This window comes from Psychrobacter sp. 28M-43 (assembly GCF_014770435.1).
In the GTDB taxonomy this organism is placed as follows: domain Bacteria; phylum Pseudomonadota; class Gammaproteobacteria; order Pseudomonadales; family Moraxellaceae; genus Psychrobacter.
In genome coordinates, this window is the sequence record NZ_CP061739.1 from 602,574 (window position 1) to 625,888 (window position 23,315).

A 23,315-nucleotide genomic window follows, 5' to 3' on the forward strand; every position below is an offset into this window, starting at 1 on the left:
ACGAAAGGTCAAACAAGCCAGTTTATAACAATTAAGAGACCACTATGACCAGAATTGAAAGTACCTTTGAAACCTTAAAATCACAAAATAAAAAAGCCTTGATTCCTTATGTCATGGCAGGCGATCCTAATCCGACCACTACGGTAGGTCTGTTGCACGACTTAGTGAAACACGGCGCTGATATGATCGAAGTCGGCTTACCATTCTCTGACCCAATGGCCGATGGTCCAACTGTGGCATTGGCTGGCGAGCGTGCGTTAGCAGCAGGTACAAGTACTCGTGATGCGCTAAAAATGGTCGCAGAGTTCCGTCAAACAGATACGCAAACGCCAATTATTCTGATGGGTTATCTAAATCCTGTTGAAATCATCGGCTATGACAACTTTGTCGCGCTATGCGAGCAGTCAGGCGTTGATGGTCTATTGATGGTAGATTTGCCGCCAGCAGAAGCGGGCAGTTTCACTCAGCATTTGACCGATCATTCGATGAATGAGATTTTCTTGCTATCGCCAACAACTTTGCCTGAGCGCCGTGAGCAAGTGTTGACTCATTGTGGCGGCTATATTTATTATGTGTCACTAAAAGGTGTGACTGGTTCAGCCACGCTAGATACTGACGATGTCGCAACTCAAGTACAAGCAATCAAGGCAGAAACAGACTTGCCAGTATGCGTCGGCTTTGGTATCCGTGATGGTGCCTCTGCAAAAGCGATCGGTACTCATGCAGATGGTGTTATCGTCGGTAGTGCCTTGGTACAGAATTTTGCCGATATTGATGCCAACGATGCCGCCGCGGTTGCAAATGCACAGCAGAATATCATGGCAAAAATGGATGAGCTACGTGAAGCGTTAGACAGCTTAAGCGCTTAATAGCTATTGCTTTCATATTGCTGTTACTTGAAGAAATAGTTATTTGAAGAAATAGTTATTTGAAGAAATAGTTATTTGAAATGGCAAAGTCAAATTGCAGCTATTGTTTACCTAAGACTTTACTTAAAAGCTTTACGTGAAGACAATACTAAATGACTTTGCTAAAATTAGTTTACGAGTGTAAACTAACATCACTATTATATGGTGTCTGATAGCAGTGATTTATTTGTCATTTTGATTGGCAAATATATTATCTATCAACAAGCGCATAATCAAATTACCGACATACGAGATTTATTTATCAGTATGTCGCATGATTGCTCATGTTATGACTGTATTAGACGCTTTGTTTAGACAACCATTAAACTCTCAATGACAAGCGAATGAGCAAACTTGTCAATAAGCCTTTTATGATGGCAAATAATATGACTGATACAATAACAAAACCCGATAACAATACTGCTAAAGCCGCGCCAAACAGCAATACGGATAGGCAGTCATGGTTTAACCGTCCTATTCCAGGCATCAAGCAGCATTTGACTGCGCCACTGTCTGCGGTAGAGACTGAACCGTCAACTAAGTGTAGTAATTGTCATTCAATGATTACCAACACGGCGCTGATTTTTAACTGTTATGTGTGCCCACATTGTGATCATCATTTACCGATGAGTGCTCGTGAGCGCTTGAACTGGTTGCTTGATCAAGTAGACGGCGAGACAGGACAAGAGTTTACGGCAAAAGATCCATTAAGCTTTGTGGATAGTAAGCCATATCCTGCGCGTATGAGTGAAGCACAAGAAAAAACAGGTGAGTCTGAGGCGTTGGTTGCTATGTATGGCAAACTGCGTAACCTGGATATCGTCGCCTGTGCTTTTGACTTCCGTTTTATGGGCGGGTCAATGGGTTCAGTCGTTGGCGATCGTTTCGTTCAAGCAGCTGAAAAAGCGCTAGAGCAAAAAGTACCTTTGGTTTGCTTTGCTGCTTCTGGCGGTGCACGCATGCAAGAAGGTCTATTGTCATTGATGCAAATGGCACGCACGGCAGCAGCGATTGAGCGTCTAAGAATCGCTGGGATTCCTTATATTGTGGTATTGACCAATCCGGTGTACGGCGGCGTAACTGCATCACTGGCGATGCTGGGTGATATTCATCTAGCAGAACCGAAAGCGATGATCGGTTTCGCTGGTAAGCGCGTGATCGAACAGACTGTACGTGAGACGTTAGAAGAGCCATTCCAACGCGCTGAGTTCTTATTAGAGCATGGCGTAGTGGATGAAGTAGTACATCGTCATCAGCTAATTGATACAATCTATCGTCTGCTTGCAAAACTATGCCGCGTCCCAAATGTAGATGCTCAGTAAAATGAGATGCTCGATAAGGTAAATGACTCAGTATAACGAATCATTTATTGAGTGCATAATGACTTAGCTGCATGCTAACATCTACTGCATGTGCAAGACCCTCTAATAGCATTTATCGTCATTGCACGGTAAATGCTATTTTTGGTTTTAGCCAACACATATATTTTTATCTTTTATTAAATTTTATATAGGTTTTATTCATGTCTGACCTTTTAGCCTCTGACCTTCGCAGCCCCAACGCCCATAGTCCTAATGAAAGTGCTAGCCTAACTGAATGGCTCGATTATATGCAGCAGATTCATGTATCTGCAATTGATATGGGATTGTCACGTGTATTGCCTGTCGCAGAAGCGTTAGGCGTGGTGCAGTCAGCCAAAGATGACGCTTATGTATTTACTGTGGCAGGTACCAATGGCAAAGGTTCTACAACCGCTGTCATCGCCGAAATGTGTAAAGCCGCAGGTTATAAGACGGCACTATATCAGTCGCCACATCTTAGTGCCTTCAACGAGCGTGTACGTATCAATGGCGAGATGGTCAGCGACCAGACGCTGATTGAGGCTTTTAGCAAAGTAGAGGCGGCACGCTTACAGTGTGATTTGACGTTGTCGTTCTTTGAGATGACCACATTAGCAGCGCTATTGATATTCGCTGAAGCAGACTGTGACGTGTGGGTATTAGAAGTAGGGTTGGGTGGACGCCTAGATGTGGTCAATATTATTGATCCTGACATGGCAGTCATTACCAATATTGGTATCGATCACGTTGACTGGTTGGGTGACAATGTCGAGGATATTGGTCGCGAAAAAGCAGGCATCTTGCGCAAAGGCATTCCTCTGATTTATGGTGCTACTGAGATGCCAGCTAGCGTGCAACACGCTATCGATACCCAGCAGGCAACTTGTTATCAGATTGGACAAGATTTTAGCTACCGCGATATTGATTCAACGACTTGGCAATATAGTAATGCAGCGGTTACCTTACAGTTACCACGTCCTGCGCTATCGTTGACTAACACGGCCAATGCACTATCAGCCGTATTAGCAAGTCCATTAGATGTTGAGATCAATGCGATTGAGCAAGCGCTACAAACTGTCAAGTTGGCAGGTCGTTTCGATTATCGTGAGAGCCATAGCCGCCATTGGTTATTTGATGTGGCGCATAATGAGCAAGGCGTTGAGTTCTTATTAGCGCAGCTATTACCATTTTGGCAGCAGCACGTAGCTAAGCAAAATAATCAAGATAGCTCAACAGATATCCTTACACCAAAGATAAAAATGCTATTTTCTATGTTAGGTGATAAAGATATTGATAAGGTTGTGCAGCGCTTAACTCAAGCAGGCTTACCGATTAGTGACTGGTTTATCGCTGAAATCGATTATCCTCGTGCCGCGACTACTGAGCAGCTGCAAGGTGTATTGGCCAAATATGTTGATAGCACCAATATATATGAGTTCGATAGTTTGCATACAGCGACCCATGCAGTGATAGAGGCGAGCCAGCCGCAAGACCTTATCGTCGTATGTGGCTCGTTTCATACGATTGGGGAAGCGTTAAGTGCCCTTAGCGTATGACAATTTAAGTTAAAGTAGTGCCTGTTTAATGTTAATCTTAGTCGTAGCCTGATAGCAGACAGCATGAAAAATATGCTTTATAATCAAAATGATTTGCCAGACCAGTATAAGATGGTCGGCACAAATTTTGAACACTGATGGCATTAACTGACAGTAACTGGCGGTAAGAGATCATGATTAAAGCGATTTGATATACTGCTTTGAGATAGTCGCTGCGCCGCTCAATCAACCTTATTACCAACTAAGAGACGTAAACGGATGAACTTTTCGAGACAAGCCTTATTGGGCATTGGGATGATTATCGGCGGTAGCGTGATGCTATACGCCATGGTGCAACAGATTGGTGATAGCGATCAACCAGAGCCGATGTCAGCGATGGTTGACAAACTAAGCTCGGAGCAAGAGTCTCCGCAGCCGCTCACAACTGATATCGAAACAGAAAAACGTATCCTTGCGCAAAAGCAAAAAGAGCGTGCAGCCCGCGTTGCAGAGCAAGAAAAACGTGCAAAAGAGTTTTTGACAGAGCAGGAAGTTGCAGAAGCAGAAGCATTGGCCAAGGCACGTGCTGAGAGCCAGCAATATGTTGATAATAGTGCGCCAGCTATTGATGACACCAGCAGTACAGAGTCTACAAAAGACGTTACTACAGATCTGACCGTTCAGCCTCGTACGGAGAGTCAGTCTGCTACTGATACTACAAAGTCTAGCGAAGCCGAGAAGCAAAAAGCGGTTCAAGAGCAACAAGAAGCTCAAAGGCAAGCTGCTATAAAAGAGCAAGCGGCTGCTAAAAAACTTGCTGAGAGCAAAAAACAAGCGGAGGCAGAGAAACTAGCCGAAGCAAAAAAGCAGGCTGAAGCCCAAGCAGCGGCTGAGAGAAAAAGAGAAGCAGCTGAAGCGGCTAAAAACGAGCCACCAAAATCGCCTTCTGAATACCAAATCAAGAAAGGCGATGGACTTATCAAGCTAGCAAGACAATATAATATGCCTGTAGAAGTATTGGCTCAAGCCAACAACTTATCACCATCAGCAGCGCTACAACTGGGTCAAAGTATCACCATCCCATCGAGCAAACAGGTACAGCGTCTGGAGCGTGAAGCGGCTGCCGCTGAACAAGCGCGTGAGAAGAAGCGTCAACAAGAAGAAGCGCTGGCGAAGAAATCTGCCGATGCAAAACGTGAAGCGCAGCAAAAACTGAGTGAAGCGCGTAAAGAAGTCAAAGAAACAGACGCTAAAGGTAGCTTTGGGGTGCAAGTGGCTCTAGCAAATGACCAAGCCAAAGCGGATGAGTTAGCGAAAAAGTTCCGAGCAGCAGGTTATCAAGTCAAGACCAGTGCGACTAGTCGTGGAGTGCGTGTTGTGGTTGGGCCTGAACGTGGCAAAGTCGCAGCATTGGCACTAAAAGATAAAATCAATAGTGATCCTAAGGTAAATACAACCAGTGCTTGGGTGCTTTACTGGCGTTAAGCTAGAGCGTTTCTAACGGTCTGGATTCGGCTTTTATCTACTCTATATAAAAACACGACAAATACTGTCGTGTTTTTTGTTTTATAGATTGCTGATTGGCGTAGCCTTAGTTAAGATGAGCGCCATTTTTATAATCCGTTGTTGTATAACCTGTCAGCCTATATAGGTTGCCTTGTCGTGATTGGCGCATTATTAATTGCTATCAATAATGACAATTAGCCCATCACTCTCATACTGTATAAGGTAGAACCATGTCGTTTGGTGTTATATTCTTAATATTGGCCGTTGGGTTTTTGGGGCTGATTACGTTACCGAAGCTGCTACCAACACTACTGACGAAGCGCCCCGTCGTTGAGCCTGATCCAAAACCTGTGCGCGGTGATGAGTTGGCTATTTGGCCATTTGCGCCGATGCCGATTATGACTGATACGGAAGTGATATTTTTTAATAAGTTAAAAAATGCGCTGCCGGAGTATCATATATTTGTTCAAGTACAATTATCACGGATCATTGAAGCCAATAGTAGCGAGACATCAGAGCGTAGCTTTTGGTTCAATCGTATTTGCCGTCAGAGCGTTGACTATGTGATTGTGGATGTCGATGCTCAGACTACATTGGTCGCTATCGAGCTTGATGACTGGACACATAGTAGCAAAGCCCGCCAAAAAGCGGATGACAAAAAAGACAAAGCGCTTGCCAGTGCAGGTATTGCGATGGTGCGCTTCCACGCTGAGCGTATGCCGAGTGCCGACATGCTTAGATATGAGCTAATGCAAGTGATTGAGAGCTATTAAGCATTCTGTGAAAGATGTTCGATTATTAAGGCCAAAACATTATCTAAGTAGCTTAATTTTAAAACTTTAGGTTAGCTAAATTTATTCATCGATCTGGTCTGATTGCCTTGGGTAAATAACGATTGGTCGATTACCTTCAAAATATAAACCTGTTTTAGGTAGTTCGCTATCTGACCAAACTATCGGCTGCTGATGACCATTATAAGCATTTCGCTCATCATAAAAGTCGCGCTTGGTGAACCATTCAATATAATGCGCGGCTCGCAAATCTGTAGTGTCAATCGTTGCAAGACCTGCCATGTCCCTCTTATCGCACCATTCATGTATTGGAAAACTCGGCGTTAGCCAATATGGCCAATCATGATTACCACAATCATTTGTATTAATCGGTAAAAAGAATCGGCCCTTAATCACGCCATAACGCTTATCGATTTTTACCTGTCCATGGTTTTCTGTATCTACCCACACCGCTCGGAACTGCTTGGTTTGCATGTGCGTCATCTTGCGTTGTAGATTATCATTAGAGTTAATCCCAACCCAGTTCACAGGTTCAAACGGTGCTGATCCCATAAAGAATTTGATCGCCAGTTCCCAATGTTCAACCAGCTGTTCTGCATGGTTATACAAGATCAAATCAAGCTCACCAGTCGTCTGCTTGCCATTATAGAGCTGCACATTGCTAGCCAGTATCTCATACGGATGTAGCTTGCGTGCAAATCCATCCTCTAACCAAAATGACAGTAAGCCTTCAAAATGAAAACCTAGACGATTGGGGCTAGGGCGTTTGAGTAAATAACGAGTCAGATCTTGATAAGCGGCAGTGGTATCTAGCTCTGCTAATCGTTGCTCAGACGCTTCAAACTGTGTCTGCCAAAATTGTGCGCTATGCACGGCAACCGTATGTGTATTCTGGTGCGGCGTAAAGTCTAGCCACTGTGTCAAAACATTGGGACATGCCAGTACATAAGCTAAATCACGCACATAGGGTCGGCGGTAACGTTCCCAAGGTGCATTATCTATACGGCGATTAGATATGGGCTGATTGACAAGCTCGGACATAGGATAAACCAGTGTGAAAGTGTAGCATTTACCCTAACGGCTTGCTTTATAAAAGTCTATAGGGTACGAGTATCGGCTAGGGTTGAAGTGATTAACGCAGGATAATAAAAAATTAATTTCGTTTAGTCTTGAGTGTGTTAAATCTAAAGTGTCTATCTTTAATAATCAACTGAGTAATTTTGATAAGAGGTCTGTGTATTACTGAGTTAATGGTAGTTAGCATCAGAAAAACGATAATAGTTATAGGTTTTTACTTCTTACACTTTCTTTCTTCCATTTCAGCGCTAGTCTTTCAAATTCCTCACCAATTTTAGGATTGCTTTCTAAACTTCTCAACTGAGTAAGCCATGGGGTCATAAACTCATAATCTCTTATCAATATCCCTCTATATACACTTCTATATATTTTCTCATCTAAAGCCTTCTCTCGTATACCTGTAGATATAAATTCATATTGGTTTAATACAGCCATTATAGGTCTATTATCTTCACGTCTAGAAATAGGATTATCATTCAACTGTGTCGTTAAATCTGCTTTGTCTGCTCTGAGCTTTGCAAAGTCGTCTCGCATTGTTTGATAATTAGAATCTGAATTCTGTGCTAGCATCAGGTCAATAGTGGCTCTTTGTCTAGATGTTTTTTCATGAGATCTAAATGCTAAGTAAGCGAAGAAAGCAGAAAATCCAATTAGAGTTGTTTGAACCCAAAAAGCTAGATTAGTACCTAAAAAACAGTTTAAACAATTGATATTGTCTACTATATAATTAATGAGTATATGAAATAAAAATAGGAGCATCAGCATTGATACTAACATGGTAAAACTTTGTTTAAAGCTATCGAACATATTGTGTTGTCTGAACATTAAGATGCCTACTAGTTTATGCATATAAGTTAGATTAACTTAATTAGGTCTATGATTATTGCTGAACTATTATCTTTGTACAACATAATAAAGTAAGAGCAATCAATAGGAATTTTTGATGAGCTATTCTGTAAGAAATCTATAGTTTAAGATTTAGAACAGCACAAAAAAAAGCCAACCATTGAAAACAATGATTGGCTTTTCTCTATTACTGCTATGTTTGGTCGGAACGGCAGGATTTGAACCTGCGACCACTACACCCCCAGTGTAGTGCGCTACCAGACTGCGCTACGCCCCGAGTGACTGACTATTTTACGCAAAATTATGTATATTGCAAGGGCTATTTCTAGCAGCCAAAATCTACAATATTATTCTGCCGAGCATAGTCAGTATAATCGCTTAGCAGCCAATGTTAGCCCAATAATTCTTTTAGAATTTGGTTCACTTGCTGTGGGTTAGCACTACCGCGACTGGCTTTCATGACCTGACCGACCAGACCATTAAAGGCTTTTTCTTTACCGCCGCGATATTCTTCTACCATCGCTTCATTTTTTGCGATGACTTCTTCGACCATCGCTTTGATAGCGCCAGTATCGGTTTCTTGCTTGAGGCCTTTGTCTTTGATGATTTTATCTGCTGCATCATCACCATCGCCGCCTTCGCGCTCATATAGGGCACTAAAGACTTTCTTAGCCAGTTTGCCAGATAGCGTGTCATCTTTGATACGCTTGAGCATGCCAGCCAATTGTTTGGCGCTGATAGGGGAGTCGATGATGTCTGTGTCATCTTTGTTCAGGGCGCCGAGCAAGTCGCCCATGACCCAGTTGCCAGCCATTTTGGCATCTTGCTGACCGATTTCAGCTACCACATCTTCGAAGTAGTCGGCAATTTGACGACTACCAGTCAAGATACGAGCGTCGTATTCTGACAGACCAAGCGCTTCTTCAAAGCGTGCGCGACGAGCGACTGGTAATTCTGGCATCGCTGCTTTGATCGCATCAACCGTATGCTGCTCGATACGGACAGGCAGCAGGTCAGGATCAGGGAAGTAGCGATAGTCGTTGGCGTCTTCTTTGGTACGCATGGTACGCGTTTCATCACGCTCTGGATCATATAGCATCGTCGCTTGAACGACTTTGCCGCCATCTTCTAGGATATCGATTTGACGTTCGATTTCACGATTGATAGCACGCTCGATAAAGCGGAACGAGTTTAGGTTCTTTAGCTCAGTACGTGTACCAAGATCAGCACCTGGCTTGCGCACAGAGACGTTGCAGTCACAGCGGAATGAGCCTTCGGCCATTACTGCGTCTGAGATACCTAGCCACGTGACTAGCTGATGGATGGCTTTGATATAAGCAAGTGCTTCGTGGGCTGAGCGCATGTCTGGCTCAGAAACGATTTCGATTAGTGGTGTACCTGCACGGTTCAAATCTACACCTGTCATACCATCGACTGCGTCATGTACAGATTTACCCGCATCTTCTTCTAGATGCGCGCGAGTGATACCCATACGTTTAGGGTATTCGTTCTTTTCGCCTTCGTTGACGACGACATCGATATAGCCTTCACCCACGATAGGATTAGCCATCTGGGTGATTTGATAGCCTTTAGGCAAATCAGGGTAAAAGTAGTTTTTACGGTCAAACGTATTAAACAGACCCAGCTCAGCATTGACACCGATACCGAACTTTAGCGCACGATCGACCACGCCAGCATTTAGCACTGGCAATACGCCAGGCAAACCCAAATCGACGATACTTGCTTGGCTGTTTGGCTCATGACCAAAGTCAGTCGGCGCACTTGAGAAAATTTTACTTTCCGTATTTAGCTGGCAGTGAATCTCGATACCGATGACCACTTCATAGCCATCGACAAATAGCTCTTTACGCACGGCGTGCTCACGGACAGCATTGTTATCAGTAGTAGCTGTACTCATTATACCGTCTCCTTTGCGATGGTAGAGTGTTGTAGGTGATGATCAGTATGCTGCTGGAACAGGTGCGCAGTCGTGAGCAGTTGACTCTCTTGCCAGTGCTTACCGATTAATTGTAAGCCAATAGGTAGGCCTTCTGTCGTCAAACCAACTGGCTGACTGAGGGCAGGTAGACCTGCTAGGTTGACCGCGATGGTATAAACGTCACCTAAATACATCGTTGCAGGATCTAGGTCTTCACTAAGCTTATAAGCCGCAGTCGGTGCAGTCGGGCTAGCAATCACATCACAGCTAGCAAATGCTTCGTCGAAGTCTTTGACGATCAAACGGCGAATCTTCTGTGCTTTAGTATAGTAAGCATCAAAGTAGCCAGCCGATAGCGCATAAGTCCCTGTCAAGATACGGCGCTGTACTTCAGGGCCAAAGCCTTCAGAGCGTGAACGTGTATATAGATCAATCAGATCCGTTGGGTTCTCACAGCGATAGCCAAAACGTACGCCATCGAAGCGTGACAGGTTTGATGAGGCTTCTGCAGGTGCCAACATATAGTAAGTAGCAAGCGTGATCTCAGGATCAGTGATGTTCACTTCTACAATCGTTGCGCCCAGCTCTTCGTATTTTTTGAGCGCAGCACGTGCTGCTTGCTCAACTTCGCTATCAAGCCCTGCGCCGAAGTATTCTTTGGCCACACCAATACGAAGGCCAGAAAATGGCTTATCACTAGCAGCAGCTTGGGCATCATTGATGTCTTGTACGTAGTCAGGCATCTCGTACTTGATAGAAGTTGCATCGCGCGGATCATGACCAATCATTGGCTGTAGCAAATAAGCGCAATCTTTCGCGCTGCGTCCCATACTACCCGCTTGATCTAGACTTGAGGCGTAGGCAATCATACCAAAGCGTGACACACGGCCATAAGTAGGTTTGATACCCGTTAGACCACAGAATGAAGCAGGCTGGCGAATAGAGCCACCCGTATCACTACCGGTAGCAACAGGAACAAAACCAGCAGCAACAGCAGCAGCACTACCACCTGACGAGCCACCAGGAACGCGCTCTAAGTTCCAAGGATTCTGTACGGTGCCGTAGTAAGAGCTACTGTTGTCTGAGCCCATCGCAAACTCATCCATATTGAGTTTACCTAAGCTAATCATGCCAGCTTTGTCGATATTAGAAACGATAGTCGCGTCATATGGTGAGACAAAGTTATGTAGCATCTTAGAGCCACAAGTGGTCAGTACGCCTTGGGTACAAAAGATATCTTTGTGCGCCATTGGTACACCAAGTAGTGGACGCTGATCTCCCTGAGCACGCATCTCGTCTGCCGCTTTCGCTTGTGCGCGTGCTGTCTCAGAAGTATGAGTGATAAAGCTGTTAATCTTGCTGTCTAGCGCGTCGATACGCTTGATGTAATGCTCGGTTAATTCCGCGCTGCTAAATTGTTTGTTTTGCAAGCCAGTGATGAGCTGCTCGGTACTTAATAAATGAAGTTCAGACATAAGGTGTCGTCCGTCAAAATGTTAATAGCATAAAATAAAATGAGGTAATGGCAAATGCGTGATTGTATTACTCAGCCACTATTATTCAATCACCTGAGGCACTAGATACAAGCCTTCTTCTACGGCAGGTGCGACTGACTGATTACGCTCACGATTGATGTCGTGTTTTGCCACATCAGCACGCAACTCTTGGCAAGCTTCATGGATATTGGCTAATGGCTTGATGTCTGTGGTATCAACGTTAGATAGCGTATTCATCAGTTTTAATACTTTACTGATATCATCAGCATAGCTATCGGCTGTACTTTCATCGACACCTAGGCGGGCAAGGTTGGCAACTTCTAGGATTTCTTCACGGCTGACGTTGCTGTCAGACGTTGCTGGCTGCTGAGACATAGTTTCTCCAGTTAAGGACAGTTTTTGTTAGAGTAGTTGATTACGAAAACGAAAATACGTAAGCGCTAAAATAGAGACAATTAAAATATAAACAAATAGTAAGTGGGCTTATTATAAAGCATCTGACTCAAGTTTACAGAGCATGACGCTTGATTGATGCACAATCTCAACCAAGAGGCTGAATTGATAAAGACGTAATATTAAATAAGATATGGTGCTAGCCGAGCCATAATGCCAATTCAGACACAATGATTTACAGAGAATTGCAAAACTGACCCCATAATTCATCATTGTTCCTCAATTGCTCTCCAATTAGCTTCTAAAATACGTTACAGTATGCATCTGCTATTAAGCAAAACATTCATCTGCCTGTAGAGCCTTGTTAGTTATCAGATTAAATGATGTTTCATTGAGTTGAATGATATTCACTACTATTTCAAACTTTGTAACAACTTTTGGCGTCTAAGACAAAAATCCTTACTTACTGATGCAAATATCTATGTTTTTTTTGAGCTAAATCGGTATAATTTAGCTCAGTTTTTTCATTTCATCATTATTGCTTGGATTTTGACTTGTTGGGATGATTAACTGTTGCCACAAGTAATGTTTAACGACGACCTGCTCAATACTGACGAGTAACACCTCAGTCAATCTCATTCGCCTCATTCGTAAGACGCTGGATATATTAGTCATGAACCTGTTTGGATTTTTATCAAATAATATCGCTATCGACCTCGGTACTGCGAACACCCTAATTTTTATTCCTAATAAAGGCGTCGTGCTTGACGAGCCTACGGTGGTCGCGTTACGAAGCAATCGTACTCAGAACCCGACCGTCGCCGCTGTTGGTATCGATGCCAAGCAGATGCTAGGTCGTACGCCTGCGAACATCACAGCGATTCGCCCGTTAAAAGACGGTGTGATTGCTGATTTTGAAGTGACGCAAAAAATGCTTAAGCACTTTATCGCTAAAGTAAAAGCCAAGCGTTTTATGGCACAGCCTAACGTCGTGGTTTGTGTACCATGTAAGTCTACCTTGGTTGAGCGTAAGGCGATTCGTGAGGCAGTATCATCAGCAGGTGCGAGCAAAGTACTATTGCTAGAAGAGCCTATGGCTGCGGCTATCGGTGCTGGTATGCCAGTTCATGAAGCCAGTGGTTCTATGGTGGTGGACATCGGTGGTGGGACAACTGAGATTGCTGTTATTGCACTGTCTGGTTGCGTATATGCTGAGTCAATTCGTATCGGTGGCGATATGTTTGATGAAGCGATCATCACTCATGTACGCCGTACGCATGGTTGTGTCATCGGTGAGACCACTGCTGAGCGCATCAAAAAAGAAGTCGGTTCTGCATTGAATGAAGACAGCCAACTAGAAGTAGAAGTTCGTGGTCGTAGCATGGCAGAAGGTGTGCCAAAGACCTTTACTGTCAATTCAGAAGAAGTGCAAAAAGCGTTGACTGATCCATTGAGCGGTATTGTTAGCGCTGTAAAAGTAGCACTTGAGCAGACTCCGCCAGAGTTGTCATCAGACATCGCTGAGCGTGGCATCGTATTGACAGGCGGCGGCGCGCTATTACGTGACTTAGACAAACTTATCTCGCAAGAGACCGGTTTGCCAGTGACGGTAGCAGAAGACCCACTAACCTGCGTTAGTCGCGGTGGTGGTATCGCGCTTGATTTCATCAATAACAAAAGTTTAAACATGATTTTTGTTTAATTCATCTTTATCCTTAATTGCTATATAGTCTTGGCAATATATGATGATGTATGTGAATAATGAAACTATAAATATAGTCGGTTTAATATAATTTGGATATAAGGAAGGCAAGCGAAAGTACTACAAGTATTAGGCTGAGCGTGACTGACACCGTATCCAATTTATAGAAAATTGACTATATATAAAATTAAAGGTAGCCGATTGTGCTACCTTTAATTGCATTCATTTGTGCTAGAACCCAATATCCTCGATAAACACTCATGCTGTAAATAAGTGCTATTGTTCATTTTAGAATCCTTAAATCAGACGACTTATGACTCCAAGTATTTTTGCTCGCCAGCCGTTATCACTTCGTAAGACTGTTATTGTATTGATAGCAGCCTTAATTTTGATGTGGTTTGATAGCAAAAACTCTGATTGGTTCAAGCCAGTACGTAGCACCAGTCATGCCGCCATGCAGCCAATCTATGAGCTGTCTCTATTACCAAGCTATGCCAAGCATTGGGCAGGCGGTAGTCTACAATCAAAAGAAGCACTGCGTCGCGAAAACATGCAGCTAAAGTCGCAATTGATACACGCGCATGCCAAGCTACAACAGCAAGATTATATTTTGGCACAGAACGCACGTCTGCAAGGTATCTTATCTACCACCAAGCCTGAGCAGTTCGATCTTAATTTGGCGCAAGTCATCGGTACAGATACCAATTTGCTCAGACAGATTGTCGTGCTTAATAAAGGTGAGCAAGACGGCGTACAAGTTGGGCAAACGGTCATCGATGAAGACGGTGTATTAGGACAGATTATCAATGTCTACCCGAATACTAGCCGTCTGTTATTGATTACAGATGAGCAGCAGTCAGTTGCGGTTACTGTTAAGCGTACTGGTCAGCGTGCAATCGTCACAGGCCAAGGTATCCCATCTTCATTAAGTCTCAATTACGTCTTCAAAACATCGGATGTGCGAGTAGGTGATGAGCTAGTGTCGTCAGGATTGGGCGGTCGTATTCCGGCAGGCTATCGAGTAGGGCGTATCGCGCATGTCAAAGATGAGCAAACCGACAACTTTAGAACGATCGAAGTTACTCCAGCAGCCAACTTTATCGATAATGCCTATGTTTTAATACTTCAAGACAAGCTGTTAAATGAGAACAATGCTGCTGCTAGTGCTCCATAGATAACGACGTAAGCCACAGTATTGACGGCTAATTAGCTGGCTTATTAATGTTTTAAAGCTTTCCATTTATGGTATTCACCTTGCCAATATCCAATCAACAATATAACAGCAACCATCAAACACTCGCTAAGGTAAGTACCCATGTCGTATCCTGATTCTGAGAATGCCACGGTACTATTGATAGTTGTGATTGTTCTGAGTTTCATCGCTGCATCATCACTCAATGTCTATCCACTAAGCCCAAGCATGGCCACATTGCGTCCCATGGTCATGATCATGGTGCTGATTTATTGGTTGCTGTTTCAGCCGCGCTATGTCGGCATTTTTACTGCATTTACGGTTGGGCTAATTGCTGATTTATTGATGGATACCCATTTAGGGCAGCAAGCGTTCGCCGCTGTTGTGGTTGCACTGGTTATTAAAATTACTAGTATCTACGTCAGACAGTTGAATACTGTTAGTGCGTGGTTAATTGCTAGTCTAGGGCTGATTGTCTTTCAGTTAAATCTATGGATACTACAGATGTTTATTCAAAACGTCTTTGTTGCCCAGTCTGCTTTGTCATTGTTTATGAGTATCATCAGCTGGCCACTCGTACTGTTTGCTTTGCGCAAGTTTTCGCGTTAATGAATCACTAGCTATAGCTGTTACTCTGATTAACCGCTTAGCTTGCTCTGTATACAATACTGTACAACCACACACATCATAAATTTATAAATGAAGAGAAAATCGATGGATATCGTTTTGGCATCTGGCTCTCCGCGTCGTCGTGAGCTACTAGAAAGAGCGCAACTAGACTTTACTATCTTAAGTGTAGATATTGATGAGACGCCGTTAGATAATGAGTCGCCAACAGACTATATCGAACGCATGGTCGAAACCAAAGCCGATGCCGCGACACAACAATTGAGCGATACATCTCAAGCGGATCACGATAGCCTCACCTCACCGTTTATTATTTTGACTTCTGATACCATTGGCGTGCTGTCAGATGGTAAGACAGTATTGGTCAAACCCGTCGATCGCGAGCACGCATATAGTATGTGGCAGCGTATGTCTGATAACGTCCACGAAGTATGGACTGCCGTCCAAGCGACTCAAGTACAGCTATTGCCCAAAGCAGAGACAAACCCCTCAGAACCTACACAGTTCTTGCAAATTATTAATCAGCAGCGAATCACTGAGCGTACGGAAGTGACTTTTATACCACTGACGACACAGATGATGAGCGACTATTGGGATAGTGGCGAACCTGCTGATAAAGCGGGTGGGTACGGCATTCAAGGACTGGGTGCTGCTTGGGTCAGTCGCATCAATGGCAGCTATACCAATGTCGTTGGTCTGCCACTGGCACAAACGCTGGCACTAATCAAAGAAATGACAGAAGGCAGTATGGACACAGTCAACCCGTTATAATGGGATATGCACATAATGACACGGTAGGGTAATGGGCAAGAGCAAGTCGCATTTGTTACACTGTCAATCTAATAGGCGATGACCGTCTAATAAGAAAGCTGAGAGATAAGAGAAAAAACTATGTCCGAAGAGCTGCTGATTAATATTAGTCCAATGGAATCCCGTGTTGCGGTTTTAGACAATGGTATTTTGGGCGAGATTTATATTGAACGACATCACAAACTGGGGTTGGTCGGCAATATCTATCTGGGAACGGTCGTACGTGTCCTTCCTGGCATGCAGGCAGCATTTGTGGATATTGGTCAATCGCGGACAGCATTTTTGCATGTTAATGATATGCAGCGTGAACCACGACCCGTTGTAGAAAAAAACAAAGCAGCTAAGGCCACTAAGCACGAGATAAATGAGGACGATGCGACTACCAATGCTGCTGATAGCTTGGCTGTGACACCGCCTATTGTCAGTGCGCAAAGTACAGAGATCGTACCAGCGTCTAAAACATTGATTCAGCATCGTCTGCATGAAAGTCAGCGTATTTTGGTACAGGTAACCAAAGACCAGTTAGGAAGTAAAGGTGCTCGTCTAACGACCAACATCTCACTGCCATCACGTTATCTAGTATATTTGCCATCGAGTGATCATATTGGTATATCGCAGCGTATCGATGGTGAAGAAGAGCGTAGCCGATTAAAGACCGAACTTAGTAGCCTGATGCAGACGGTCAATCTCAAGGGTGGTCTTATTGCCCGTACCGCTGCTGAGCGTGTGCCCGTCGATAAGCTAGAAGAGGACATCTATTATCTATTGCAGCTATGGCGTACCATCTGTGCTCGTCGCCAAGAGATTAATCATCATCAGAGCTCAGAGCTGATCTATCAAGAACTGTCACTACCATTACGTTCTATACGTGACTTGGTTCACGCTGATACCGAAAAAGTTATCATTGATAATACGCAAATTTATGAGCAAGTCAGATACTTTGCCAAAGAGTTTGTTCCATTCGTTTATGATCGAATCGTGCACTACACCGCTGAGCAGTCGTTATTCGATGTACACCGTGTCGAGGATGACTTACGTGATGCATTAAAGCGCCGTGTCGATCTCAAGTCTGGCGGTTATCTGATTATTGATCAGACCGAAGCCATGACGACGATTGATGTTAATACAGGTTCTTTTGTGGGCGGTCGCTCATTAGAGGATACGGTCTATAAGACTAATCTAGAAGCCACACATGCTATCGCTCGACAGTTGCGCTTACGTAATCTAGGCGGCATTATTATTCTAGATTTTATCGATATGCTTGAGCAACAGCATAAAGATGACGTGCTAGAGAGCTTGCAGGCGCAGCTTACTCAAGATTATGCAAAAACCAAGATTACGCAGGTCAGTGAGCTTGGACTAGTAGAGATGACACGCAAGCGCACGCGTGAATCGTTGGGCCAGCAGCTTTGTGAGCCGTGCTCAACTTGTCAAGGTCGTGGGTTCGTCAAGACGGCAGAGACGGTCTGTTTTGAGATTTTCCGAGAAATTATGCGCTGCGCTCGCACTTATAACTCTCCTAAAAAGTTCACAGTGGTGGCTCATGCGGCAGTCATTGATTTACTACTCACAACAGAGTCAGACACAGTGGCTGATTTAGAGTATCTACTAGGTAGGGTGATTACTTTTGATGTAGAGAATCTATACACTCAAGAGCAGTATGATATTGTTTTAGATTAATATTATTTAAAACAAATAATAATTTTAGATGAAAATATTTGTGTGATTAGTGGCTAGTACAAGAAAGAGCATCTCTAATGATACTAGAGATTGCTCTTGCAATACCTAAAATACTATGTATAATATACACCACTGAATTATATATGCGCAGCTGAATAAAAAAAGCTGGCGCTATTACAGCTAGAGCATCGTTTCTAGCACTATTTCATTATGCCTTTGCTACTTTCCAATTAATAGGAGGGTTGGCGGGGCTTTAAACTATTTTGCTTTTGGCACGCTATAAGTTCGGATAAAGAACTCATTCTGGTTAAGAACAGAAGGCCGCTTTAAGTGAATATTTAACCAAACTGCTTTTGATCATGGTCTTGCGACGCAAGAATGACAAAGGCACATATTAGGAGCTTGCTGGCATGGCTAACCAGAGAATCCGTATCCGTCTTAAGTCTTTTGATCATCGTCTGATTGATCAATCTGCACAAGAGATTGTTGATACTGCAAAGCGCACCGGTGCGCAAGTTTGTGGTCCTGTACCGTTGCCGACTCGCATTGAGCGCTTCAACGTTCTAACCTCACCACACGTTAACAAAGACGCTCGTGACCAGTACGAAATCCGTACTCATAAGCGTATGGTTGATATCGTTCAGCCAACTGACAAAACTGTGGATGCGCTAATGAAATTAGATTTAGCGGCGGGTGTTGACGTTCAAATTGCTTTGGGTTAATGCACATTAAACACCCAACCCATTAATATAAGATATAAAGAGGTCTAAAATGGCGATCGGTTTAGTCGGTAAAAAGTGCGGCATGACCCGTGTCTTCACTGAAACAGGCGCATCTATCCCTGTAACAGTTGTTGAGGTCGATGCAAACCGCATTACTCAAGTAAAAAATACTGATGTAGATGGTTATCAAGCCATCCAAATTACCACAGGTACTCGTCGTGACAGCCGCGTAACAGCTGCACAAAAGGGTCACTTCGCTAAAGCTGGTGTTAAAGCTGGCCGTGGTGTTTGGGAATTCCGTGCCAACGAAAGCGATCTTGAAGGTCGTGAGATTGGTGGCGAGATTCTAGCTGACTTGTTCGAACAAGGTCAGATGGTTGATGTGACAGGACAGAGCAAAGGTAAAGGTTTCCAAGGCCCTGTTAAGCGTCACAACTTTAGTATGCAAGATGCTACTCATGGTAACTCAGTGTCTCATCGTGCGCATGGTTCAACTGGTCAAAACCAGTCACCAGGTAAAGTATTCAAAGGCAAGAAGATGGCGGGTCAGATGGGTAACAAACGTGTTACCGTTCAGGGCCTAGAAGTGATTTCGGTTGATGCCGAAAAAGGGTTACTTGTCATCAAGGGTGCTATCCCAGGTGCCACCGGTGGCGATGTTATCGTACGTCCGTCAGTCAAAGCCTAAGCAAGGGGATTAACGTGGATTTAAAAACAGTTACAGGTGCGGCGGTTGAGCTTTCTGATACGGCATTTGGTCGTGAATTCAACGAAGCACTAGTGCATCAAGTCGTCACCGCTTATTTAGCTGGTGCTCGCCAAGGTACACGCGCACAAAAAACACGTGCCGAAGTTTCTGGCGGTGGTATTAAGCCATGGCGCCAAAAAGGTACTGGTCGCGCTCGTGCGGGTTCTATTCGTAGCCCAATCTGGCGTTCAGGTGGTCGTGCATTCGCTGCAAAACCACAAGATTGGTCACAGAAAGTAAACCGTAAAATGTATCGCGGTGCGATGCAGTGCATCCTAGCAGAATTGATTCGTCAAGAGCGTCTGATTTTGGTAGAAGAGTTGAGCGTTTCTGGGCCGAAAACCAAAGAACTGATTGCTAAGTTGAACGATTTGAATGCACCTCGTGCACTAATCGTTACTAAAGAAGTTGATGAAAACTTATACTTAGCTGCTCGCAACATTCCACATGTCAATGTACTTGGTACAAATGAAGTGGACCCAGTGAGCTTGATCGCATTTGATAAAGTGATCATGTCAGTTGAAGCTGCGAAACAATTTGAGGAAGCACTAGCATGAATAACGCAAGACTTTATCAGGTCTTAAGAGGGCCTGTATTCTCAGAAAAATCTCAAATGCTTGGCGACTCACTTGGTGTGCAGGTATTTAAAATTGATTCTAATGCTACTAAGCTTGAAGTCAAGAAAGCAGTTGAGTTGATGTTTGAAGGTGTTGAAGTCACTAAAGTAAACACTTTGAATGTTAAAGGTAAGACAAAGCGTTTTGGTAAAAGCATCGGCCGTCGTAACGACTACAAAAAAGCCTATGTTACCTTAAAAGCTGGTCAAGATGTACAAATGGCTGATGCTGGTGAAGAAGTAGCGAATACTACTGATTCTACTAGTGAAACAGCGAATAACGAATAAGGATTACACTCATGCCTATCGTAAGAGCAAAGCCAACATCACCAGGCCGTCGTTTTGTTGAAAAAGTAGTGCATCCACACCTGTACAAAGGTCGTCCGTTTGCAGCACTTCTAGAATCAAAAAGCAAGTCAGGTGGTCGTAACAATAATGGCCGCATTACTACTCGTCACATTGGCGGTGGTCATAAGCAACATTATCGCATTATCGATTTCAAACGTACTAAAGACAATATCCCCGCAACGGTAGAGCGTATCGAATACGATCCTAACCGTACTGCTCATATTGCTCTACTTAAGTATGCTGATGGCGAACGTCGTTACATTATCGCTGCTAAGAAGCAAGTAGTTGGTGATACAGTAATGTCAGGCGAGACTTCTCCAATTCGTCCAGGTAACTGCTTACCGCTAAAAAACATCCCATTGGGTACTGTGATTCACAATATCGAGCTTAAAATCGGTAAAGGTGCACAGATGGCTCGTTCTGCGGGTGCTAGCGTTCAGTTACTAGGTCGTGACGGTGTTTATGCTATTCTACGTATGCGTTCTGGCGAAACTCGCCGTGTACACGTAAATTGCCGCGCTGTTATTGGTGAAGTTTCTAACACTGAAAACAACTTGAAATCACTTGGTAAAGCCGGTGCTTCACGTTGGCGTGGTGTTCGTCCTTCTGTTCGTGGTGTCGCTATGAACCCGGTTGATCACCCACACGGTGGTGGTGAAGGTCGTAACAAAGGTCGCCATCCAACCAGCCCTTGGGGTCAGAAGTCTAAAGGACTTAAAACGCGTCACAATAAGCGTACTGACAACATGATCATCCGCCGTCGCGCCAAGAAGAAATAAAGGAAGAATTTCATGCCTCGTTCATTGAAAAAAGGTCCATTCATAGACGCGCACTTGTTTGCTAAAGTTGAGAATGCATTAGACACCAACTCACGCAAGCCAATTAAGACTTGGTCGCGCCGCTCGATGATTCTGCCACAAATGGTTGGCCTAACTTTATCTGTTCACAACGGCCGTACTCATGTACCGGTTATCGTGAGCGAGCAGATGGTTGGTCATAAACTAGGTGAATTTGCCCCGACTCGTACGTATCGTGGTCACGGCATTGACAAAAAAGCTAAGAGATAAGGTGCTTACCATGGAAGTAACTGCAAAATTACGCGGTGCCGCCATATCGGCACAAAAAGTTAGACTCGTTGCTGATGAAGTTCGTGGCAAATCTATTGAGCGTGCTTTGGATATCCTAACGTATAGCAATAAAAAAGGCGCTGTATTTGTTAAGAAATGCCTTAACTCAGCCATCGCCAATGCCGAACATAATCACGGCTTAGATATTGACGACCTAAAAGTCGCTACTATCTATGTTGATGAAGGCATTACGCTAAAACGTATCCTACCACGTGCCAAAGGCCGTGCTGATCGTATCAGCAAGCGTACTTGTCACATCACTATAAAGGTAGGAGAATAAGTTATGGGTCAAAAAGTACATCCAATCGGAATTCGTCTTGGTGTTGTAAAAAAGCATAACGCAAACTGGTATGCTAACCCTAAACAATACTCAGAATACCTAATCAACGACATTCAAGTTCGTGAATATCTACGCAAAAAGCTAGACAACGCTATGATCAGCAACATCATGATCGAGCGTCCTACTGGCGCTGCTAAGATTACCATCGCCACTGCGCGTCCTGGTATTGTTATCGGTAAGAAAGGCGAAGATATCGAAAGACTTCAAAAAGAATTGACCAAAATTATGGGCGTACCTGCTCAGGTCAACATTGAAGAAATCACATCACCTGACCTTGATGCACGTTTGGTAGCAGACGGCATCGGTAGCCAGCTTGAGCGTCGTGTTATGTTCCGTCGTGCGATGAAACGCGCGGTACAGAACAGCATGCGTTCTGGTGCTAAAGGTATCAAGGTTGAGCTGTCTGGCCGTCTAGGCGGTGCTGAGATTGCTCGTAGTGAATGGTACCGTGAAGGTCGTGTGCCATTGCATACACTCCGTGCTGATATTGACTACTCGTCAATTCGTGCAGAGACAACTTACGGCACCATCGGTGTTAAAGTTTGGATTTTCCGTGGCGAAATCCTTGACGGTATGAACAGTGTATATAATCCCGTCAAAGAAGAGCAGACTCGTGCGCCAAAACGCCGTGGTCGTGGAAACCGTCGAAACTCAGACAGAGGTTAAACTATGTTACAGCCAAAACGTACCAAGTTTCGTAAAATGCACAAAGGTCGTAACACTGGGCTAGCTCATCGTGGAAGCACCGTTGCATTCGGACAAATTGGTCTAAAATCATTGACGCGTGGTCGTATGACAGCTCGTCAAATCGAAGCAGCACGTCGTACCATCACTCGTAAAATTAAGCGTGGCGGTAAGATTTGGATTCGTGTATTCCCTGACAAACCAATTACCAACAAACCATTAGAAGTACGTATGGGTAAAGGTAAAGGTCCAGTAGAATATTGGGTATGCGAAATCAAACCTGGTAAAGTGCTATATGAAATTGAAGGGGTATCTGAAGAGCTTGCTCGTGATGCATTAACGCTCGCTGCAGCAAAATTGCCCTTTAAAACTACCATTGTTAAGCGGACGATAATGTAATGAAGATCAGTGAATTACGTGATAAATCATTAGAAGAACTGACCCAGTTACTTGATGAAAAGCAACTTGATGCTTTCCGTATTCGTATGGCTAAAGCAACTGGTCAGTTGGGTAATACCCATGAAGTTAGAGCCAATCGTCGTACGATTGCCCAGCTTCAGACTTTGATTAACGAGAAACAACGAGGCGACTCATGAGCGATAACAATCAAACAGCTACCAATGCTAGCGTATTGACAGGACGAGTTGTCAGCGACAAGATGGACAAGTCCATCACAGTTTTGATTGAGCGTCTGGTTCGTCATCCTTTGTATGGCAAGCAGCTTCGTCGTTCTACGAAAATCAAAGCTCATGATGAGAATAACGTTTGCCAACAAGGCGACCTTGTCCGCATCAAAGAAACGCGTCCAATCTCAAAAACTAAGTCTTGGACTTTAGTTGATGTGGTTGAAAAAGTAGAAAAAATCTAAGTAAATTGCATTAAAAGCCA

General features: G+C 43.9%; 27 protein-coding genes and 1 tRNA gene. 21 read left to right on the forward strand and 7 right to left on the reverse strand.

Annotation, left to right across the window (positions count from 1 at the left end):
• Positions 1-44 precede the first annotated feature (44 nt).
• From trpA to IEE84_RS02545, 5 genes are all read left to right on the forward strand, one after another.
• On the forward strand, positions 45-869 hold the full coding sequence (gene trpA, locus IEE84_RS02525) for a tryptophan synthase subunit alpha (RefSeq protein ID WP_191114779.1): 825 nt from the start codon (positions 45-47) through the stop codon (positions 867-869).
• A 413-nt stretch (positions 870-1,282) separates the two neighbouring features.
• Positions 1,283-2,230: an acetyl-CoA carboxylase, carboxyltransferase subunit beta gene (gene accD, locus IEE84_RS02530; protein ID WP_180952657.1), complete on the forward strand. Its 948-nt coding sequence runs from the start codon at positions 1,283-1,285 to the stop codon at positions 2,228-2,230.
• Positions 2,231-2,430: 200 nt separating this feature from the next.
• Positions 2,431-3,804, forward strand: coding sequence for a bifunctional tetrahydrofolate synthase/dihydrofolate synthase (gene folC, locus IEE84_RS02535; RefSeq protein WP_191114780.1), 1,374 nt, complete (start codon positions 2,431-2,433; stop codon positions 3,802-3,804).
• 258 nt (positions 3,805-4,062) lie between these two features.
• Positions 4,063-5,268 (forward strand): SPOR and LysM peptidoglycan-binding domain-containing protein, encoded by a 1,206-nt coding sequence (locus IEE84_RS02540; protein WP_191114781.1) that lies wholly within the window; start codon positions 4,063-4,065, stop codon positions 5,266-5,268.
• 251 nt (positions 5,269-5,519) lie between these two features.
• Positions 5,520-6,062 carry a DUF2726 domain-containing protein gene (locus IEE84_RS02545; RefSeq protein ID WP_057758628.1) on the forward strand — a complete coding sequence of 181 codons (543 nt, stop codon included), beginning with the start codon at positions 5,520-5,522 and terminating at the stop codon, positions 6,060-6,062.
• Between the two features lie 81 nt (positions 6,063-6,143).
• Here IEE84_RS02545 and IEE84_RS02550 read toward each other — a convergent pair whose 3' ends face one another.
• The 7 genes from IEE84_RS02550 to IEE84_RS13170 all read right to left on the reverse strand — a co-directional run bounded on the left by IEE84_RS02550 (position 6,144) and on the right by IEE84_RS13170 (position 12,470).
• Entirely contained in the window at positions 6,144-7,121 is a 978-nt protein-coding gene (locus tag IEE84_RS02550) for a DUF1853 family protein (RefSeq protein ID WP_191114782.1), read from the reverse strand.
• A gap of 240 nt (positions 7,122-7,361) precedes the next feature.
• On the reverse strand, positions 7,362-7,934 hold the full coding sequence (locus tag IEE84_RS02555; protein ID WP_191114783.1) for a DUF4760 domain-containing protein: 573 nt from the start codon (positions 7,932-7,934) through the stop codon (positions 7,362-7,364).
• Between the two features lie 269 nt (positions 7,935-8,203).
• A tRNA-Pro gene (locus tag IEE84_RS02560) sits at positions 8,204-8,280 on the reverse strand.
• Between the two features lie 114 nt (positions 8,281-8,394).
• Positions 8,395-9,921, reverse strand: a complete 1,527-nt coding sequence (gene gatB / locus IEE84_RS02565; protein WP_102092404.1) for an Asp-tRNA(Asn)/Glu-tRNA(Gln) amidotransferase subunit GatB — start codon at positions 9,919-9,921, stop codon at positions 8,395-8,397.
• On the reverse strand, positions 9,921-11,417 hold the full coding sequence (gatA, locus tag IEE84_RS02570) for an Asp-tRNA(Asn)/Glu-tRNA(Gln) amidotransferase subunit GatA (protein WP_191114784.1): 1,497 nt from the start codon (positions 11,415-11,417) through the stop codon (positions 9,921-9,923). The genes gatB and gatA overlap by 1 nt, the downstream gene beginning before the upstream one ends.
• An 81-nt stretch (positions 11,418-11,498) precedes the next feature.
• Positions 11,499-11,813 (reverse strand): Asp-tRNA(Asn)/Glu-tRNA(Gln) amidotransferase subunit GatC, encoded by a 315-nt coding sequence (gatC, locus tag IEE84_RS02575; protein WP_057758683.1) that lies wholly within the window; start codon positions 11,811-11,813, stop codon positions 11,499-11,501.
• A 528-nt stretch (positions 11,814-12,341) separates the two neighbouring features.
• Positions 12,342-12,470, reverse strand: coding sequence for a hypothetical protein (locus IEE84_RS13170; protein WP_267442912.1), 129 nt, complete (start codon positions 12,468-12,470; stop codon positions 12,342-12,344).
• 25 nt (positions 12,471-12,495) lie between these two features.
• On the opposite strand from IEE84_RS13170, the gene IEE84_RS02580 reads away from it, so the two are divergent.
• The 16 genes from IEE84_RS02580 (at position 12,496) to rpsQ (ending at position 23,295) form a co-directional block, all read left to right on the forward strand.
• Positions 12,496-13,533, forward strand: coding sequence for a rod shape-determining protein (locus IEE84_RS02580; RefSeq protein WP_057758685.1), 1,038 nt, complete (start codon positions 12,496-12,498; stop codon positions 13,531-13,533).
• A 313-nt stretch (positions 13,534-13,846) separates the two neighbouring features.
• On the forward strand, positions 13,847-14,707 hold the full coding sequence (gene mreC, locus IEE84_RS02585; protein ID WP_102092406.1) for a rod shape-determining protein MreC: 861 nt from the start codon (positions 13,847-13,849) through the stop codon (positions 14,705-14,707).
• A 141-nt stretch (positions 14,708-14,848) separates the two neighbouring features.
• Positions 14,849-15,334: a rod shape-determining protein MreD gene (gene mreD, locus IEE84_RS02590; RefSeq protein ID WP_057758689.1), complete on the forward strand. Its 486-nt coding sequence runs from the start codon at positions 14,849-14,851 to the stop codon at positions 15,332-15,334.
• 105 nt (positions 15,335-15,439) lie between these two features.
• Positions 15,440-16,123, forward strand: a complete 684-nt coding sequence (locus IEE84_RS02595) for a Maf family protein (protein WP_191114785.1) — start codon at positions 15,440-15,442, stop codon at positions 16,121-16,123.
• A 120-nt stretch (positions 16,124-16,243) separates the two neighbouring features.
• Complete coding sequence (locus IEE84_RS02600; RefSeq protein WP_191114786.1) at positions 16,244-17,842, forward strand: Rne/Rng family ribonuclease; 1,599 nt, start codon at positions 16,244-16,246, stop codon at positions 17,840-17,842.
• Between the two features lie 410 nt (positions 17,843-18,252).
• A complete protein-coding gene (gene rpsJ, locus IEE84_RS02605; RefSeq protein WP_010196670.1) occupies positions 18,253-18,564 on the forward strand; it encodes a 30S ribosomal protein S10 in 312 nt (103 codons plus the stop codon).
• A gap of 49 nt (positions 18,565-18,613) precedes the next feature.
• Positions 18,614-19,252 carry a 50S ribosomal protein L3 gene (rplC, locus tag IEE84_RS02610; protein WP_057758696.1) on the forward strand — a complete coding sequence of 213 codons (639 nt, stop codon included), beginning with the start codon at positions 18,614-18,616 and terminating at the stop codon, positions 19,250-19,252.
• Positions 19,253-19,266: 14 nt separating this feature from the next.
• The gene (gene rplD / locus IEE84_RS02615) at positions 19,267-19,869 is read left to right on the forward strand and encodes a 50S ribosomal protein L4 (RefSeq protein ID WP_057758698.1); all 603 of its coding nucleotides are present in this window, start codon (positions 19,267-19,269) and stop codon (positions 19,867-19,869) included.
• The gene (gene rplW / locus IEE84_RS02620) at positions 19,866-20,216 is read left to right on the forward strand and encodes a 50S ribosomal protein L23 (RefSeq protein WP_057758700.1); all 351 of its coding nucleotides are present in this window, start codon (positions 19,866-19,868) and stop codon (positions 20,214-20,216) included. The genes rplD and rplW overlap by 4 nt, the downstream gene beginning before the upstream one ends.
• An 11-nt stretch (positions 20,217-20,227) precedes the next feature.
• Positions 20,228-21,055 (forward strand): 50S ribosomal protein L2, encoded by an 828-nt coding sequence (gene rplB / locus IEE84_RS02625; RefSeq protein ID WP_057758702.1) that lies wholly within the window; start codon positions 20,228-20,230, stop codon positions 21,053-21,055.
• A gap of 12 nt (positions 21,056-21,067) precedes the next feature.
• A complete protein-coding gene (rpsS, locus tag IEE84_RS02630; protein ID WP_010196682.1) occupies positions 21,068-21,343 on the forward strand; it encodes a 30S ribosomal protein S19 in 276 nt (91 codons plus the stop codon).
• 10 nt (positions 21,344-21,353) lie between these two features.
• Positions 21,354-21,683 carry a 50S ribosomal protein L22 gene (gene rplV, locus IEE84_RS02635; protein ID WP_021813373.1) on the forward strand — a complete coding sequence of 110 codons (330 nt, stop codon included), beginning with the start codon at positions 21,354-21,356 and terminating at the stop codon, positions 21,681-21,683.
• A gap of 3 nt (positions 21,684-21,686) precedes the next feature.
• A complete protein-coding gene (gene rpsC / locus IEE84_RS02640) occupies positions 21,687-22,409 on the forward strand; it encodes a 30S ribosomal protein S3 (RefSeq protein WP_057758704.1) in 723 nt (240 codons plus the stop codon).
• A gap of 3 nt (positions 22,410-22,412) precedes the next feature.
• Complete coding sequence (rplP, locus tag IEE84_RS02645; RefSeq protein ID WP_025644399.1) at positions 22,413-22,826, forward strand: 50S ribosomal protein L16; 414 nt, start codon at positions 22,413-22,415, stop codon at positions 22,824-22,826.
• A complete protein-coding gene (rpmC, locus tag IEE84_RS02650; protein WP_025644397.1) occupies positions 22,826-23,023 on the forward strand; it encodes a 50S ribosomal protein L29 in 198 nt (65 codons plus the stop codon). Before rplP ends, rpmC begins: the two co-directional genes overlap by 1 nt.
• The gene (gene rpsQ, locus IEE84_RS02655) at positions 23,020-23,295 is read left to right on the forward strand and encodes a 30S ribosomal protein S17 (RefSeq protein ID WP_021813375.1); all 276 of its coding nucleotides are present in this window, start codon (positions 23,020-23,022) and stop codon (positions 23,293-23,295) included. The genes rpmC and rpsQ overlap by 4 nt, the downstream gene beginning before the upstream one ends.
• The last annotated feature ends 20 nt before the right edge of the window (positions 23,296-23,315 follow it).

Bases quoted from the DNA above. Each gene is read 5' to 3' on its own strand.
- rpsC (WP_057758704.1), top strand. From the start codon at position 21,687: ATGGGTCAAAAAGTACATCCAATCGGAATTCGTCTTGGTGTTGTAAAA.
- IEE84_RS02545 (WP_057758628.1), top strand. From the start codon at position 5,520: ATGTCGTTTGGTGTTATATTCTTAATATTGGCCGTTGGGTTTTTGGGG.
- mreC (WP_102092406.1), top strand. From the start codon at position 13,847: ATGACTCCAAGTATTTTTGCTCGCCAGCCGTTATCACTTCGTAAGACT.
- trpA (WP_191114779.1), top strand. From the start codon at position 45: ATGACCAGAATTGAAAGTACCTTTGAAACCTTAAAATCACAAAATAAA.
- rpsQ (WP_021813375.1), top strand. From the start codon at position 23,020: ATGAGCGATAACAATCAAACAGCTACCAATGCTAGCGTATTGACAGGA.
- gatC (WP_057758683.1), bottom strand. From the start codon at position 11,813: ATGTCTCAGCAGCCAGCAACGTCTGACAGCAACGTCAGCCGTGAAGAA.
- rpmC (WP_025644397.1), top strand. From the start codon at position 22,826: ATGAAGATCAGTGAATTACGTGATAAATCATTAGAAGAACTGACCCAG.
- rplP (WP_025644399.1), top strand. From the start codon at position 22,413: ATGTTACAGCCAAAACGTACCAAGTTTCGTAAAATGCACAAAGGTCGT.
- rplC (WP_057758696.1), top strand. From the start codon at position 18,614: ATGGCGATCGGTTTAGTCGGTAAAAAGTGCGGCATGACCCGTGTCTTC.
- IEE84_RS02540 (WP_191114781.1), top strand. From the start codon at position 4,063: ATGAACTTTTCGAGACAAGCCTTATTGGGCATTGGGATGATTATCGGC.
- rpsJ (WP_010196670.1), top strand. From the start codon at position 18,253: ATGGCTAACCAGAGAATCCGTATCCGTCTTAAGTCTTTTGATCATCGT.
- IEE84_RS02550 (WP_191114782.1), bottom strand. From the start codon at position 7,121: ATGTCCGAGCTTGTCAATCAGCCCATATCTAATCGCCGTATAGATAAT.
- rplW (WP_057758700.1), top strand. From the start codon at position 19,866: ATGAATAACGCAAGACTTTATCAGGTCTTAAGAGGGCCTGTATTCTCA.
- IEE84_RS13170 (WP_267442912.1), bottom strand. From the start codon at position 12,470: ATGAGATTGACTGAGGTGTTACTCGTCAGTATTGAGCAGGTCGTCGTT.
- IEE84_RS02555 (WP_191114783.1), bottom strand. From the start codon at position 7,934: ATGTTAGTATCAATGCTGATGCTCCTATTTTTATTTCATATACTCATT.
- IEE84_RS02595 (WP_191114785.1), top strand. From the start codon at position 15,440: ATGGATATCGTTTTGGCATCTGGCTCTCCGCGTCGTCGTGAGCTACTA.
- IEE84_RS02600 (WP_191114786.1), top strand. From the start codon at position 16,244: ATGTCCGAAGAGCTGCTGATTAATATTAGTCCAATGGAATCCCGTGTT.
- rplV (WP_021813373.1), top strand. From the start codon at position 21,354: ATGGAAGTAACTGCAAAATTACGCGGTGCCGCCATATCGGCACAAAAA.
- folC (WP_191114780.1), top strand. From the start codon at position 2,431: ATGTCTGACCTTTTAGCCTCTGACCTTCGCAGCCCCAACGCCCATAGT.
- gatA (WP_191114784.1), bottom strand. From the start codon at position 11,417: ATGTCTGAACTTCATTTATTAAGTACCGAGCAGCTCATCACTGGCTTG.
- rpsS (WP_010196682.1), top strand. From the start codon at position 21,068: ATGCCTCGTTCATTGAAAAAAGGTCCATTCATAGACGCGCACTTGTTT.
- rplB (WP_057758702.1), top strand. From the start codon at position 20,228: ATGCCTATCGTAAGAGCAAAGCCAACATCACCAGGCCGTCGTTTTGTT.
- accD (WP_180952657.1), top strand. From the start codon at position 1,283: ATGGCAAATAATATGACTGATACAATAACAAAACCCGATAACAATACT.
- mreD (WP_057758689.1), top strand. From the start codon at position 14,849: ATGTCGTATCCTGATTCTGAGAATGCCACGGTACTATTGATAGTTGTG.
- gatB (WP_102092404.1), bottom strand. From the start codon at position 9,921: ATGAGTACAGCTACTACTGATAACAATGCTGTCCGTGAGCACGCCGTG.